The organism is Rhodoplanes tepidamans (assembly GCF_030813915.1).
Classification (GTDB): domain Bacteria; phylum Pseudomonadota; class Alphaproteobacteria; order Rhizobiales; family Xanthobacteraceae; genus Rhodoplanes; species Rhodoplanes tepidamans.
Genome location: NZ_JAUSUJ010000024.1, coordinates 22,757 through 36,103, shown reverse-complemented (window position 1 = coordinate 36,103; position 13,347 = coordinate 22,757). Strand labels below are relative to the sequence as shown.

At 71.8% G+C, this 13,347-nt stretch carries 13 protein-coding genes; 3 read left to right on the top strand and 10 right to left on the bottom strand.

Going from position 1 to position 13,347, the window contains the following annotated elements; all coding sequences use genetic code 11:
- Positions 1 to 103: 103 nt before the first annotated feature.
- Together J2S22_RS23940 and J2S22_RS23935 are read right to left on the bottom strand one after the other, a co-directional pair.
- On the bottom strand, positions 104 to 868 hold the full coding sequence (locus tag J2S22_RS23940) for a M15 family metallopeptidase (RefSeq protein WP_272778694.1): 765 nt from the start codon (positions 866 to 868) through the stop codon (positions 104 to 106).
- Between the two features lies 1 nt (position 869).
- Positions 870 to 1,562 (bottom strand): DUF2848 domain-containing protein, encoded by a 693-nt coding sequence (locus J2S22_RS23935; protein ID WP_272778695.1) that lies wholly within the window; start codon positions 1,560 to 1,562, stop codon positions 870 to 872.
- A gap of 257 nt (positions 1,563 to 1,819) precedes the next feature.
- Here J2S22_RS23935 and fmt point away from each other — a divergent pair, with 257 nt between their 5' ends.
- A complete protein-coding gene (fmt, locus tag J2S22_RS23930) occupies positions 1,820 to 2,752 on the top strand; it encodes a methionyl-tRNA formyltransferase (protein WP_272778696.1) in 933 nt (310 codons plus the stop codon).
- 11 nt (positions 2,753 to 2,763) lie between these two features.
- Positions 2,764 to 3,501 (top strand): tRNA pseudouridine(38-40) synthase TruA, encoded by a 738-nt coding sequence (gene truA, locus J2S22_RS23925; RefSeq protein WP_272778697.1) that lies wholly within the window; start codon positions 2,764 to 2,766, stop codon positions 3,499 to 3,501.
- Positions 3,502 to 3,550: 49 nt separating this feature from the next.
- On the opposite strand, the gene J2S22_RS23920 is transcribed toward truA, so the two are convergent.
- A complete protein-coding gene (locus tag J2S22_RS23920; RefSeq protein WP_370878248.1) occupies positions 3,551 to 5,008 on the bottom strand; it encodes an MFS transporter in 1,458 nt (485 codons plus the stop codon).
- 141 nt (positions 5,009 to 5,149) lie between these two features.
- On the opposite strand from J2S22_RS23920, the gene J2S22_RS23915 reads away from it, so the two are divergent.
- Positions 5,150 to 6,100 carry a LysR family transcriptional regulator gene (locus tag J2S22_RS23915; RefSeq protein ID WP_272778698.1) on the top strand — a complete coding sequence of 317 codons (951 nt, stop codon included), beginning with the start codon at positions 5,150 to 5,152 and terminating at the stop codon, positions 6,098 to 6,100.
- Here J2S22_RS23915 and dapE read toward each other — a convergent pair.
- The 7 genes from dapE to J2S22_RS23880 all read right to left on the bottom strand — a co-directional run bounded on the left by dapE (position 6,057) and on the right by J2S22_RS23880 (position 13,310).
- A complete protein-coding gene (gene dapE / locus J2S22_RS23910; protein WP_272778699.1) occupies positions 6,057 to 7,211 on the bottom strand; it encodes a succinyl-diaminopimelate desuccinylase in 1,155 nt (384 codons plus the stop codon). The genes J2S22_RS23915 and dapE overlap by 44 nt on opposite strands.
- A gap of 5 nt (positions 7,212 to 7,216) precedes the next feature.
- Positions 7,217 to 7,669 carry a DUF805 domain-containing protein gene (locus J2S22_RS23905; RefSeq protein ID WP_272778700.1) on the bottom strand — a complete coding sequence of 151 codons (453 nt, stop codon included), beginning with the start codon at positions 7,667 to 7,669 and terminating at the stop codon, positions 7,217 to 7,219.
- A 49-nt stretch (positions 7,670 to 7,718) separates the two neighbouring features.
- A complete protein-coding gene (gene dapD, locus J2S22_RS23900; protein ID WP_272778701.1) occupies positions 7,719 to 8,564 on the bottom strand; it encodes a 2,3,4,5-tetrahydropyridine-2,6-dicarboxylate N-succinyltransferase in 846 nt (281 codons plus the stop codon).
- Positions 8,565 to 8,651: 87 nt separating this feature from the next.
- Positions 8,652 to 9,410 carry a pyrimidine 5'-nucleotidase gene (locus J2S22_RS23895; RefSeq protein ID WP_370878247.1) on the bottom strand — a complete coding sequence of 253 codons (759 nt, stop codon included), beginning with the start codon at positions 9,408 to 9,410 and terminating at the stop codon, positions 8,652 to 8,654.
- 31 nt (positions 9,411 to 9,441) lie between these two features.
- Positions 9,442 to 10,446, bottom strand: coding sequence for a DUF1036 domain-containing protein (locus J2S22_RS23890; protein WP_272778702.1), 1,005 nt, complete (start codon positions 10,444 to 10,446; stop codon positions 9,442 to 9,444).
- Between the two features lie 73 nt (positions 10,447 to 10,519).
- Complete coding sequence (locus J2S22_RS23885) at positions 10,520 to 12,100, bottom strand: B12-binding domain-containing radical SAM protein (RefSeq protein ID WP_272778717.1); 1,581 nt, start codon at positions 12,098 to 12,100, stop codon at positions 10,520 to 10,522.
- 244 nt (positions 12,101 to 12,344) lie between these two features.
- Complete coding sequence (locus tag J2S22_RS23880; protein WP_272778703.1) at positions 12,345 to 13,310, bottom strand: tripartite tricarboxylate transporter substrate binding protein; 966 nt, start codon at positions 13,308 to 13,310, stop codon at positions 12,345 to 12,347.
- Positions 13,311 to 13,347: the final 37 nt, after the last annotated feature.

Genomic DNA, 13,347 nt, shown 5'->3' with positions numbered 1-13,347 from the left:
TTCTTTACCGAAGGGTTAATCAGGCGGATCGGCCGGAGGGAGGCGATGTCTAGCTCCTTTTCCGAGTGGCGCGGCGATGCGGCGGCGCATGCCCGAGCTTTTCTCACCTGACGGGGAAATCCCACGCGCGCTGCGGTGGCGTCGGTCCGGTGAAGTCGAAATGCCACCATTCGAGCCGGTAGTTGCGGAATGCCTCCGCGGCGAGCGCCCGCACCAGCCGGTCGCGATTGGCGCGCGCCGCCGGTGACACGGTCGCGGCGGTCGCGCTCGCCGGCGCGGAACAGTCGAACGCCGTGCCCATGTCGAGGCTCGACTCGCGCGCCCGCCCGGCGAACGGGCCGTCGCAGCGGCCGGCATCGGTCGGGGTCGGAAGATCCGGCTCGCCGGCCCGCACCAGCCCGACATCGACGGCCGTGCCGACCGAGTGGCGCGAGCGCTTGGCGATGTAGCCGAGCGCGAACTGCTGCGACTTGGGGATCTCGGGCGAGAAGACGCGCGCCATGCGGTCGGGCTCCGGGCTCTGCGCCCAGTCGACGAAGGAGCGCACCGCCCGCTCGGGCCGGTAGCAGTCGTAGACCTTGAGCGAATAGCCGTCGGCGAGGAGACGCGCCTGCGCCCGCGCCAGCGCGTCGGCGACCGGGCGCAGCAGGATGCACTCGGCGGCGAGGTAGCCCGGCACGCGGCGGCCGGTGAAATTGAACGGCCCGGCGTACCGGATGTCCTGGCGGATCGAGGGATCGCGCTCGCGCAGCCGGACGAAGCCGTCGGGCAGACCGGCCGCCTGCCCCGATGCCGGCCCGGCCATGGTCGTGGCGGAGACCAGCGCGAGCGCCACGATCGCGGCGGCCGACGGTTGCCGCCCGCGCATCTCAGGCTCCGGCCGGCAGCGCGACGACATCGTAGGCATGGGCGATGCGCCGCTCGCGCCGCGGATCGAACAGCTCGAAGCTGAACCGCGAGGACGGCCGGATGCCGCCGATCGCCGCGAAGGTGCCGCAGTAGAGCGCGGTGCCGTCGGGCAGATCCTCGCGGTCGGCGAAGGCCCGCATCAGGTCGGCCGGCGGCAGGATCGCCGCGACCGTGCCCTCCTGATAGAGCCGCGTCTCGCCGTGCTCGGCGATCCAGGACCGCAGCACCAGGGTGTCCCAGTGGTCGGCGACGTCGTCGAAGGCCCAGAGATCGGGCGCGATCGGCTTGTCGCACATCTGCTTGGCCACATGCGGCTCGGTCCGCTCGATGCGACGGTCGGTATGGTCGGAGCCGACCCCGACCCACAGGCCGCGACCGTCGCGCACCAGCACCACCTCGACCTCGCCGCTCGATTCGCCACCCACCACCTCGATGACGTCCGCCGTCGTCAGGCGGTGGGTGGAGACCCGCCGGAACTGCGGCGTCCGGCTCGGACGCTGAATTCCGACCGCCTCCATCTCGGCGACCCTGAGGTCGCGCCCGCTGGGGTCACGGCTGGTCCACACCGCGATGACGACGGCGCGCAGCGTGATCGGTCGGCTTTCGATGGCACTGCCGTTGAGGGTCCGGAAGGTGAGGGTTTCGGCGGGCATGTGGTCCTGTCCTGGCTCCCGCCCGGGCGCCGCCCGGACGGTGCACGCGGGCCGGCACGCCACCGCGGTCTGCCGAAGGTCGCCCGCGGTCGCGGGCCCGGTCCCACCGCGACCATAACGACTCATCGCGCCCCGGGACAACTCCGGTACGTTCCGGGTCGGTCTCGGCGAAGCAATCGGCAACACGGTCGTGCTTGGCGGCACGCGATTCATTCGACTACGGTCGCGGCGCGCCGTCCCGGCGATTCGGTCCCGACATGCCGCTCCGTCTCGTCTTCATGGGCACGCCGGACTTTGCCGTGCCCACCTTCCTCGAAATCGTCGGCTGCGGCCACGAGGTCGTCGCCGTCTACACGCGCGCGCCGAAGCCGGCCGGGCGCGGCATGGCCCTGCAACCGAGCCCGATCGAGCGCGAAGCGCGCCGCTTCGGGCTGCCGGTGCTGACCCCGAAGACGCTGCGCGGCGAGGAGGCCCAGGCGGCCTTCCGGGCCCACGGCGCCGACGCCGCCGTGGTCGTCGCCTACGGCCTGATCCTGCCCCGGCCGGTGCTCGACGCGCCGCGGCTCGGCTGCTTCAACCTGCACGCCTCGGCGCTGCCGCGCTGGCGGGGCGCCGCCCCGATCAATCGCGCCGTGATGGCCGGCGACGCCGAGACCGCCGTGATGGTGATGCGCATGGAGGAGGGCCTCGACACCGGCCCGGTCGCCATGGCCGAGCGGCTCGCCATCGCCCCCGACATGACGGCCGGCGACCTGCACGACGCCCTCGCCCGGCTCGGAGCCGACCTGATGGTCCGGGCACTCGCCGCGCTCGAGCGCGACGCCCTCGCCGTCACCCCGCAGGACGAGGCCGGCGTCACCTACGCGGCCAAGATCGAGAAGGCGGAGACCCGGATCGACTGGACGAAGCCGTCGAAGGCCGTGCACGACCACGCCCGCGGCCTGTCCCCGTTCCCGGGCGCCTGGTTCGAATTGCCGGAGGCGAAGGGGCCGGCCCGTATCAAGGTGCTGCGCACGACCCGCGCGGACGGGTCGGGCCCGCCCGGCACCGTGCTGGACCATCGGCTCACCGTCGCGTGCGGCGATGGCGCCGTGCGCATTCTGCAGCTGCAGCGGGCCGGCCGTCAGCCGATGACGGCGGACGAGTTTCTGCGCGGCACCGCGGTCGAGCCCGGCACTGTTCTGGCGTGAAGGATACGAGAATGCCGCGTTACAAGCTGACCATCGAATACGACGGCGCGCCGTTCGTCGGCTGGCAGGTCCAGCAGAACGGCGCCTCGGTGCAGGGCGTGCTGGAGGAGGCGATCGCCGCCTTCGTCGGCGAGCCGGTGACCGTGAAGGGCGCCGGGCGCACCGACGCCGGCGTGCACGCGCTCGGCCAGGTCGCCCATGTGGACCTGCCCCGGGCCTTCGACACCGACACGGTGCGGGACGCGGCGAACGCGCATCTGCGCCCGCATCCGGTCGCGGTGCTCGCCGCCGAGGAGGCCGCGGACGACTTCGACGCGCGCTTCTCGGCGGTGCGGCGGCACTACATGTACCGCATCGTCAACCGCCGCGCGCCGCTCGCCCTCGACGAGGGCCGCGCCTTCCGGGTGCCGAAGGCGCTCGACGTCCCGGCCATGCACGCGGCGGCGCAGCGCCTCATCGGCAAGCACGACTTCACCACCTTCCGGGCGACCGAATGCCAGGCCCAGTCGCCCGAGAAGACGCTCGACCGGCTCGACGTCGACCGCTCCGGCGACGACGTTCTCGTCACGGCGGTGGCGCGCTCCTTCCTGCACCACCAGGTGCGCTCGATGGTCGGCTCGCTGGTGATGGTCGGCGACGGACACTGGAGCGGCGACGATCTCTTCGCCGCGCTCCAGGCCCGCGACCGCGCCGCCTGCGGCCCGGTCGCCCCGCCCGACGGCCTCTATCTGGTCGCCGTGGAATATTGAGCGTTGGTCCTTCGGGGGCGCCGCCATCGGGTCCGGTCTTCGGCCGGCCTCAGTCCGGCGCTGCGGCGCGCGCGATCCTGCGCCCGACGGCCATGCCGGCCAGCGCGACGACGATCAGGATCGCGGCGACCAGGAACGTGATCCGGAAGCCGACCGCGACCGCGTCGGGCGGCGCGGTCGTGACGTCGGCCGCACCGGTCGACAGCGCGAACACGGTGCCCATCACGGACGCCCCGGTGACGAGCCCGAGATTGCGCGACAGGTTGAGCAGCCCGGAGACGAGGCCGCGCCGGTCCGCCGCCACGCCGGTCATCACGGCGGTGTTGTTGGCCGCCTGGAACAACGCGTAGCCGGCGGTCGCGAGCGCGATGGCGGCGGCGTAGGCGGACGCCCCGAACCGCACCGGCAGCACGGACAGGACCGCGCAGCCCACCGCGACGGCGCCGAGGCCGGCGACGATCATCGGCCAGGGGCCGTACCGGTCGACCGCGCGCCCCGCCGGCAGGCCGGTCAGGGCCGCGACGAGCGGACCGACCGACAGCACCAGACCGACGAGCGCCGCGTCGAGGCCGAGCGATCGCGCCAGGTGGAAGGGTCCGACCACGAGCGTCGCCATCATCACGGTGGAGACCGCCGCATTGGTGGCGAGCCCTGCGCTCAGCACCGGATCGCGGAACAGCGTCGGCCGGATCAGCGGCGCGGCCGCGCTGGTCTCGGTGCGCACGAACAGCACGGTGCCGGAGCCGGCGGCTGCCAGCAGGGCCGCGTTCAGGAGGCCGAAGCCACCACGCCCCATCGTCATGGCGAGCGCGTAGGCGGCGAGCGAGGCGGCGAGCAGCAGCGTGCCGACGACGTCGAAACGGGAGCGCTCGGCCGCCGGCCGCGGGCGATCGGCGGGAAGATGGCGATACGCGAGGAGCACGGCGACGATCCCCAGCGGCACGCCGACCCAGAAGATCGACCGCCAGCCGAGCGCTCCGATCAGCATGCCGCCGAGCGACGGGCCGAACGCCGTGCCGACCGCAGACATGGTGCCGAGCAGGCCCATGGCGCTGCCGGTCCGGTCCTTGGGGACCGTCTCGCCGACGAACGCGATGGTCAGCGCCATCATGACGGCGGCGCCGAGGCCCTGCACGGCCCGGGCGACGATCAGCAGGCCGAGCGACGGCGCGGCGCCGCACAACAGCGAGCCGATCGTGAACACGACGAGCCCGGCGATCAGCAGCCGGCGCCGGCCGATCATGTCGCCGAGCCGCCCGGCGCCGACGATCAGCGTCGTGACGGCGAGCAGATAGGCGAGCACGACCCACTGGACCTCCTGGAACGAGGCCGCGAACACGCCGGCGAGGGTCGGCAGGGCGACGTTCGCGACACTGATGCCGAGGGTGGACAGCAGCATGGACAGCGACAGGGCGACGAGCGCCCAGCGGCGCGACGGGCTCCGGTCCGTCCGTCCGGCGGCGGAGCCTTCTCCTTCCACGACGATGTCCACGACGATCGGCTTCACCTTCGGCTCCGTGGGCTGGCGGCCGGGCGGCCGCGATCACCGCAACGTAGGTCGAGAGCGGACATGGCGAAATGCGCACGTTCTGCACTCCATTCGTGCACGGGACGCCACATCCGGCGCGAGCCGTGCTAGGCTCTCCGCATGGCCCGACCCGATCTCAACCTGCTGGTCACCCTCGACGTGCTGCTGGCCGAAGGCAGCGTCGCCCGCGCGGCGAGGCGGCTGCGGCTCAGCCCGTCGGCGATGAGCCGCGCGCTGGCGCGGCTGCGCGAGACGACCGGCGATCCGCTGCTGGTACGGTCCGGACGCGGGCTCGTGCCCACCCCGCGCGCGGTCGCGCTGCGGGAGCGGATCGGCCCGCTGGTGCAGGAGGCCGAGGCGGTGCTGCGCCCGGCCGAGGCGCTCGACCTCGGCACGGTGGCGCGCACCTTCACGCTGCGGACAAGCGAAGGCTTCGTCGACAATTTCGGACCCGACCTGGTCGCCCGGGTCGGCGCGGAGGCCCCGCGCATGCGGCTGCGGTTCCTGCCGAAGGCGGACAAGGACAGCGGGCTGCTGCGCGACGGGACCGTCGACCTGGAAACCGGCGTCGTCGGGAGCACGACGGGACCGGAGCTGCGGGCCCAGATGCTGTTCCGCGATCGCTTCATCGGCGTGGTGCGAAACGGCCACCCGCTGTGCCGCGGCACGATCACGCCGGAGCGCTACGCCGCCGGCCGGCACATCCTGTTCTCGCGACAGGGGCTCGGGAAGGGACCGATCGACGAGGCGCTGGAGCCGCTGGGGCTGACGCTCGACGTGGCCACGATCGTCGGCGGCTTCGCGACGGCGCTCGCCCTCGCCCGGGCGTCCGACCTGATCGCCAGCGTGCCCGAACGGCACACCGGGACCCTGCGCGACGGGATGCACAGCTTCGCGCTGCCGGTCGCGGTGCCGGAGTTCTCGATCTCGATGCTGTGGCACCCGCGCATGGACGCCGATCCGGCGCACCGGTTCCTGCGCGCCTGCGTCCGCGACGTCTGCGCCGAGCGGCGCACCGCCCCGAGGCTCACCCGAAATAGCGCGAAAAGATCTCGCGATAGATCGCGGTGAGGGCCACGAGATCGGCGACCGGCACGCGCTCGTCGAGACCGTGCATCGAGGCGTTGACGAGGCCGAACTCGATCACCGGACCGTAATTCTTGATGAAGCGTGCATCCGACGTGCCGCCCGAGGTGGAGAGCGTCGGCGCCCGCCCCGTCACGGAGGCGACGGCGTCGCTCACCAGGCCGACGAACGGGCCCGGCGCGGTGAGGAAGGCATCGGCGTTCGACGGCTCCCAGTCGATGCGCCAGCGGGCGCCCTGCGCGGCCGCGGCGGCGCGCGCGTCCACCAAGGCCCGCAGCGTCTGCTGCGTATGGCGATCGTTGAAGCGGATGTTGAAGCGCGCCCGCGCCTCGGCCGGGATGACGTTGACGGTCTTGTTGCCGACGTCGATCGAGGTGAACTCAAGATTCGACGGGTCGAAGTGGTCGGTGCCGGCGTCGAGCGGCTCGGCGAGCAGCGCCGCGACCATCCGCACGACGTGGCGCACCGGATTGTCGGCGAGGTGCGGATAGGCGACGTGGCCGGGCGTCCCGGTGACGACCAGGGTGCCGTTCTGCGACCCGCGCCGCCCGATCTTGATCATCTCGCCGAGCGCGCCAGGGTTGGTGGGCTCGCCCAGGAGGCAGTGATCGAACGTCTGGCCCCGGTCCGCCGCCCATCTCAGGAGCTTCACGGTGCCGTTGACGGCGACGCCCTCCTCGTCGCCGGTGAGCAGGAACGAGAGCGAGCCCTTCGGCGTGCCGCCGTTCGCCTCGATATGGTCGAGCGCCGCCGCGAGTGCGCAGGCGACGGCCCCCTTCATGTCGACGGCGCCGCGGCCGTAGAGCACGCCGTCCGCCACCTCGCCGCCGAACGGCGGATGTGTCCATTTCGACTCGTCGCCGGGCGGCACCACGTCGGTGTGGCCGGCGAAGACGAGATGCGGCCCCGCGGTGCCGATGCGGGCGTAGAGGTTCTCGACGTCGGGGTAGCCCGGCTCGGAGAACACCGGGCGCTCGACCGCGAAGCCGGCGCGCGACAGGATCTCGGCCACACAGGCGAGCGCACCGCCCTCGGCGGGCGTCACCGAGGGGCAGCGCAGGAGATCGCGGGCGATGGCGACGACGTCGGCCGGCATGGATGTCACTCGCGTCCGTCGATGCCGCGCAGCCGCGGACGCTCCGGATCCGGACCGTAGCGGTTGGGCCCCCGGGTGCCGGGCCGGAAACCGAGGTCGACGATCAGGGCGAGCGCGAAGACCAGCCACGGCACGGTGAGCATCAGGAGCAGCGCGCTCGGCTCCTCGGTGGTGCCGGCGGCGCCGATCACGAACAGGAAGTCGATGACGACGCTGACGGCGAAGAACACGCCCGGCACCGCGGTTGGCATGCCGCGGTCGTGGCCGCGCTTCGCCATGATGGCGAACTCGGGATAGCTGAAGGCGAGACTGACGATCGAGGTGAGCCGCTCGCCCTCGATGGCGCCGGCGATCGAATGGCAGACGAGCTCGGCCGCCGTCACCGCCACGAAGGCGATCCAGAAGGTCTTTCGGCCGATGCGGCCGTCGAACCCGAACAGGACGTCATGCCAGGTCATGTCGTCCCCAGGTCATGCCGCCCTCCGGGTCCGCGCGACGACGGCCTCATCAATCGCGCAGGAGCTCGTTGATCGAAGTCTTGGAGCGGGTCTTCTCGTCGACCCGCTTGACGATGACGGCGCAGTACAGGCCCGGGCCCGGCGTGCCGTCCGGCAGCGGCTTGCCCGGCATGGTGCCCGACACCACCACCGAATAGGCCGGCACCTCGCCCATGAACACCTCGCCGGTGGCGCGGTCGACGATCTTGGTCGAGGCGCCGAGATAGACGCCCATCGACAGCACCGAGCCGGTGCGCACGACGACGCCCTCGGCCACCTCGGCGCGCGCGCCGATGAAGCAGTTGTCCTCGATGATCACCGGGCCGGCCTGCAGCGGCTCCAGCACGCCGCCGATGCCGGCGCCGCCGGAGATGTGGCAGTTCTTCCCGATCTGGGCGCAGGAGCCGACCGTCGCCCAAGTGTCGACCATGGTGCCGGTGTCGACATAAGCGCCGAGATTGACGAAGGACGGCATCAGCACGACGTTCGGAGCGATGTAGGCGGACCGGCGGACGATCGCGCCCGGCACGGCCCGGAAGCCGGCGTCGCGGAACTGTGCCTCGCCCCAGCCGTCGAACTTGGACGGCACCTTGTCCCACCAGCCGGCCGTGCCGGGGCCGCCCGGGATGACCGCCATGTCGGCGAGCCTGAACGACAGCAGGACGGCCTTCTTCAGCCACTGGTTGACCCGCCAGGCGCCGTCCGACTGGCGCTCGGCGACCCGCTCCTCGCCGCGATCGAGCAGGGCGAGCGCGTGCTCGACCGCATCGCGCACCGGACCCTCGGTGTCCGGACCGACCTCGTTGCGGCGCTCGAACGCCTCGTCGATGGTCCTGGCGAGCTCGGTGTGCGACATGCGGCAATCCTCGAAAAACCCAATGGCGGCAGGCCCAATGGCGGCCGCGTTGTCGGGGCAGGCCGGCCGTCTGTCAAGGGTGCCGGGTCAGCGCGGCCCGCCGGCCGGCCGGTCGAGCGGCAGCCGGTCGGGCAGGCGCTGCAGGAAGCCGGTCAGGTCGTCGGTGACGTGGTCGACATGGTCGGCGTCGTGGCCTTCCAGCTCCCAGTACTCGCGGAACACCTCGCGGGTCTTTTCCGGCACCACCAGCACCGTCACCATGCCGAGCCCGTGCGGCACCGCGAGGTTGCGCGCGAGGTCCTCGAACAGCGCCGCCCGGGTCGGGTCGACGCCGTGGCGCGCCAGGAACTTGTCGTAGACCTCGGGGAACGGCTTGGGCGACAGCTCGCCCGCGACGATGTCGAACACGTCCTCGAAGCAGTGGTCGATCCCGAGCTTGGCCAGCACGGCGTCGGCATGCGTGCGGGTGCCGTTGGTGAGGATCAGCTTGCGGCCCGGCAGCCGCTCGATGGCGGCGCCGAGGGCCGGGTTCGGCTCCAGCGGCGAGTGGTCGATGCGGTGGACGTAGTCGAGGAAGTCGTCCGGCTTCATGCCGTGCTCGATCATCAGCCCGCGCATGCTGGTGCCGAAGCGCCTGTAGTAGTCCTTCTGCACCCGGAACGCCTCGTCGTGGGTGATGGCGAGGAAGTTCGCGATGTAGTCGCGGATCCGCACGTCGACCTGCTGCCACAGGTTGAGGTGGTGCGGATAGAGCGTGTTGTCGAGGTCGAACACCCAGGTCTCGACATGGTCGAAGCCGCGGGCCGGCGACGGGGCGGAGGACATCTCGGGGGCCATGGAGGACATGGCCCGCTTTTATCCCGATCGGGGAGGAGCGTCACTCCTTGAAACGCACCGTCGTCGCCGGCTGGCCCGCCAGGTCGACGGTGGCGAAGCCGGTCGCGTCGAGGCCGGCGCCGGCACAGTCCTTGTGGTCGGACAGCTCGAAGCGCGCCTCGCGAGTGCACAGGGTGGTGCCACCGCCCCAGGACAGCCGGCCGCTGCCGCGCCGCACCGGCTGGCCGCCGGCGTCCACGGCCTCGCCGAAGCTGTACAGCCGCTTCGGCTTGCCGGCGACGTCCGGCCGCACGCACTTGCCGGGCTCGATCCGGTACCAGCCGCGAGCGACGATGCCGCCCTTCTCGTCGGTCCCCACCGCCGCCATCACGGCCCAGCGGGTGTCGTTGCACCAGGAGAAGCCCGCGGCGGCCGGCGACTGCGCCGTCTCGACCAGCAGGTCGAACAGGTTCGGGGCGGATTTCGCCTCGGGGCCGAGGCCGCGGTCCTTGAGGAACTGGGCGATCGCGGCGTCCGTCTTCGGCCCGGCGACGCCGTCGACCGGGTTGGCGTCGTAGCCGGCCAGCACCAGGAGGCGCTGGATGCCGGCGAGCCGGGCCTGCTCGTCGGAGTACTCGGCCTCCTCGGCGAGCGCGGCGACCAGGCCCTCCGGCGCCTCGGCGGGCTTCACGGCGGTGAAGCGGGCGAAGCGCTGCGGCGGCCGGCAGGCCCGCGCCGCCGCGATGACGAAGTCGCCGTCGGCGATGCACAGGTCGGCGTGGCCGCTCTGCGGCTCCGGCGACGGCCCGTATACCGGGAGGGCTCGGGCGTGCAGGAAGATCTGGTCGGCCTCGACGGTGCCCTGCAGCACGGTGCGGCACTGGCCGGGATCCAGCCGGATCCAGCCGCGCGTCGCGGTGGCCCCCTTCTCCTCCAGCCCGAGCGCCGCCTCGACCACGAAGCTCAGCCGGTTGCAGATGGCGAGATCGGCCCGCGCCGGGGCGGCGGCGGCCATGGAGAGCGCCAGCGCGACAGCGCCGGCGAGCCTCGCCCCCCTGCCCCGCATCGCACCCTCCGTCCCGGTGATTCGCTGCCCGACACAGGCATGAATCGCCGGCGGCGTGACGGCAAGAGGCGCCTCAGTGCACCGTCGCCACCGCCCACGGCCGCTCGGGCGCCGCCGCCGCGTCGAGCTCGGCGATGCGGCGGTCGATGGCGGCGACGGCGTGGCGCGAGAACGGCCCGAGGTGCAGGTAGAAGGCCATCAGCAGCACGATGTAGCGCAGCGCCCCGGGGTTCGACTTGGCGACCTCGACGAACACTTTCCAGAACGGCTCGCGCGCCTCCGGCAGCGCCCGGATGATCTGGTGCACGGTCTCGATGCCGCCGAGACGCCTGCGCGGATCGCCCTCGGGCAGCTCGCGCGGACGGCCGGACCGATCCATCATCGCGGCGAGGCGCGACAGCCGGCCCGCATAGGCGACCGGATCGAAGACGTTCTGCAGGATGGTGCGGTAGTCGACCAGGATGTCGCGCAGCGGCCGCTTGGTGTCGAAGTTGCAGCCGAGCGTGCACTGGTCGCCGCCGCTCTCGACATGCATCAGGTCGTGGCCCGGATGCAGCCGGCCCTCCTTCTCCAGGCGCCGCGTGAGCTGGGTGCCGGGCAGCGCGTACAGGAGCCCGACCATGCAGACGGGGATCGCGGTCTCCTCGATGAACTCCGTCATCGGCGTGGCGATCGACACCCTCTCGGTGTCGAAGCCGACGATGAAGCCGGCCGTCACGAACATGCCGTAGCTGTAGATCTTGTGGATGCACTCGGCGATGTTGCGCTTGGTGTTCTGCTTCTTGCGCATCTGCACCAGCGTCTCGGGATCCGGACTCTCGATGCCGACGAAGACGGCGAAGAAGTTCGCGTCCTTCATGGCCTGCATCATCTCGTCGTCGTCGGCGAGATTGATCGACGCCTCGGTCGAGAACTCGAACGGGAAGCCGCGCTCCTGCTGCCAGGCGGTGAGGCGCGGCATCAGCGTGCGGATGTTCTTCTTGTTGCCGATGAAGTTGTCGTCGACGAAGTCGACATGGCCGCGCCAGCCGGCGTCGTGGAGCGCCTGCAACTCGGCCAGGATCTGGTCGTTGGTCTTGGTGCGCGGCACCCGGCCGTACAGCTCGATGATGTCGCAGAACTCGCAGGTGAACGGACAGCCGCGCGCGTACTGGACGCCGATGTAGAGATAGTGGTCGAGCTTGAGCAGATCCCAGCGCGGCAGCGGTGTCTTGGTGATGTCCGCCTGGTACTTCTCGGCCGTGAACACGCCCGTGCGGTCGCCGCGCTCCCACGCCGCGATGAAGTCGTCGATGACCAGCTCGGCCTCGCCGATCACCTGGAAGTCGGCCTTGGCGTAGAGATGCGGACTCGACGACACGTCCGGGCCACCGACGCAGACCGGCTTGCCGGCCCGCCGGGCGACGTCGATCATGTGGAGGAAGTCCGGCTGCTGGTTGAGCATGCCGCCGATCATCACGAGGTCGGCCCAGGCGATGTCGCCGTCCGCGAGCGTCTCGGTGTTGCGATTGACGAGACGCACCTCCCAGTGGGACGGCAGCATGGCCGCGACCGTGATCAGGCCGAGTGGCGCCGCCGGATACCGGGCACCGACCAGCTCGCAGGCGGCCTTGTAGTTCCAGAACGAGTTCGCGATGAACTCGGGATAGATCATCAAGACGCGGGTGGAGCGCGCAGTCACGTCGGGGACTCTCCGTGGCGGGCAGCCGCAACATCCGGAAACGTTGCCGCACCTTGCACGGATCGGTCCGCACACTCAAGCGCCGATGGCCGCGGCCGCGGCGTACCGGTGCGTCGCAACCGTTTCCGGCCGCCCCCCCGCGCTGCGGAGGCGCCCTCACCCGATCGGGCTCACCCGCATGGGCGAGGTCATAGTCATCGCGACACCACCCGGCAGGTCATTTCGCCGTGATGTCGTGCTCGCGAGCGACCGGTCCCCACAGCGCCATCTGCGCCTGGACGAAGGCGCGGAGCTTCTCCGGGCCCGCCCGCACCAGGGTGACGCCCTGGCCCTCGGTGATCTGCTTCGCCAGCGCCGCATCCTGCAGGCCGGCGTCGACGGCGGCGCGGAACCGCTCGATCGCCGCGCCGGGCGTCCCGGCCGGCGCGAAGAATCCCCACCAGGCGTCGGCCGCGATCTTCGCGAAGCCGCTCTCGCGGGCGGTCGGCACCTCGGGCAGCGTCGGCGCCCGCGTCTCGCCGAGCTGGGCGAGGGCGCGGACCGCCTTCGCATCGATCTGCGGCGTGGCGACCGCGATGCTGCCGACGAACAGCTCGACATGGCCGGCGAGCGTGTCGTTGAGGGCCGGCGCGGCGCCGCGATACGGCACGTGGACGATCTGGACGCCGGCCTCCTTGCCGAGCAGCGTCATGGCGAGATGGCCGAGACTGCCGGCTCCGGGCGTTCCGTAGGTGATCTTGCCGGGCCGCTCGCGGGCGGCGGCGATGACGTCGGCGAGCGAGCGGTAGGGCTTGTCGGCCTTGGTGCACACCACGTAGGGCGCCTTGCCGAGCAGATAGACGGGCTCGAGATCGGTCTCGGTGTCGAACGGCAGCTTGCCGAGCACGAACGGGTTGAGCACCAGATTGTCGAAGCTGAACAGCCAGGTGCTGCCGTCGGGCGTCGCCTTGGCGACGTGGTCGGTGCCGATGCTGCCCGAGGCGCCGGTGCGGTTCTCGATGATCACCGTGGTGCCGAGGCGCTGCTGCAGGCCGGGCTGGACCAGGCGGGCGATCGCGTCGACCGAGCCGCCGGGCGGATAGGGCACCACGATCCTGATGGTGGCCGGTCCGGTCTGGGCCTTCGCGGCGAAGGGCGCCAGCGCGGCGCCGGCCAGAACGGCGCGTCGATTCAGTCGAAGCATGGTCTCCTCCTGTGATCGTGGCGGCCGCGCCCGCGCG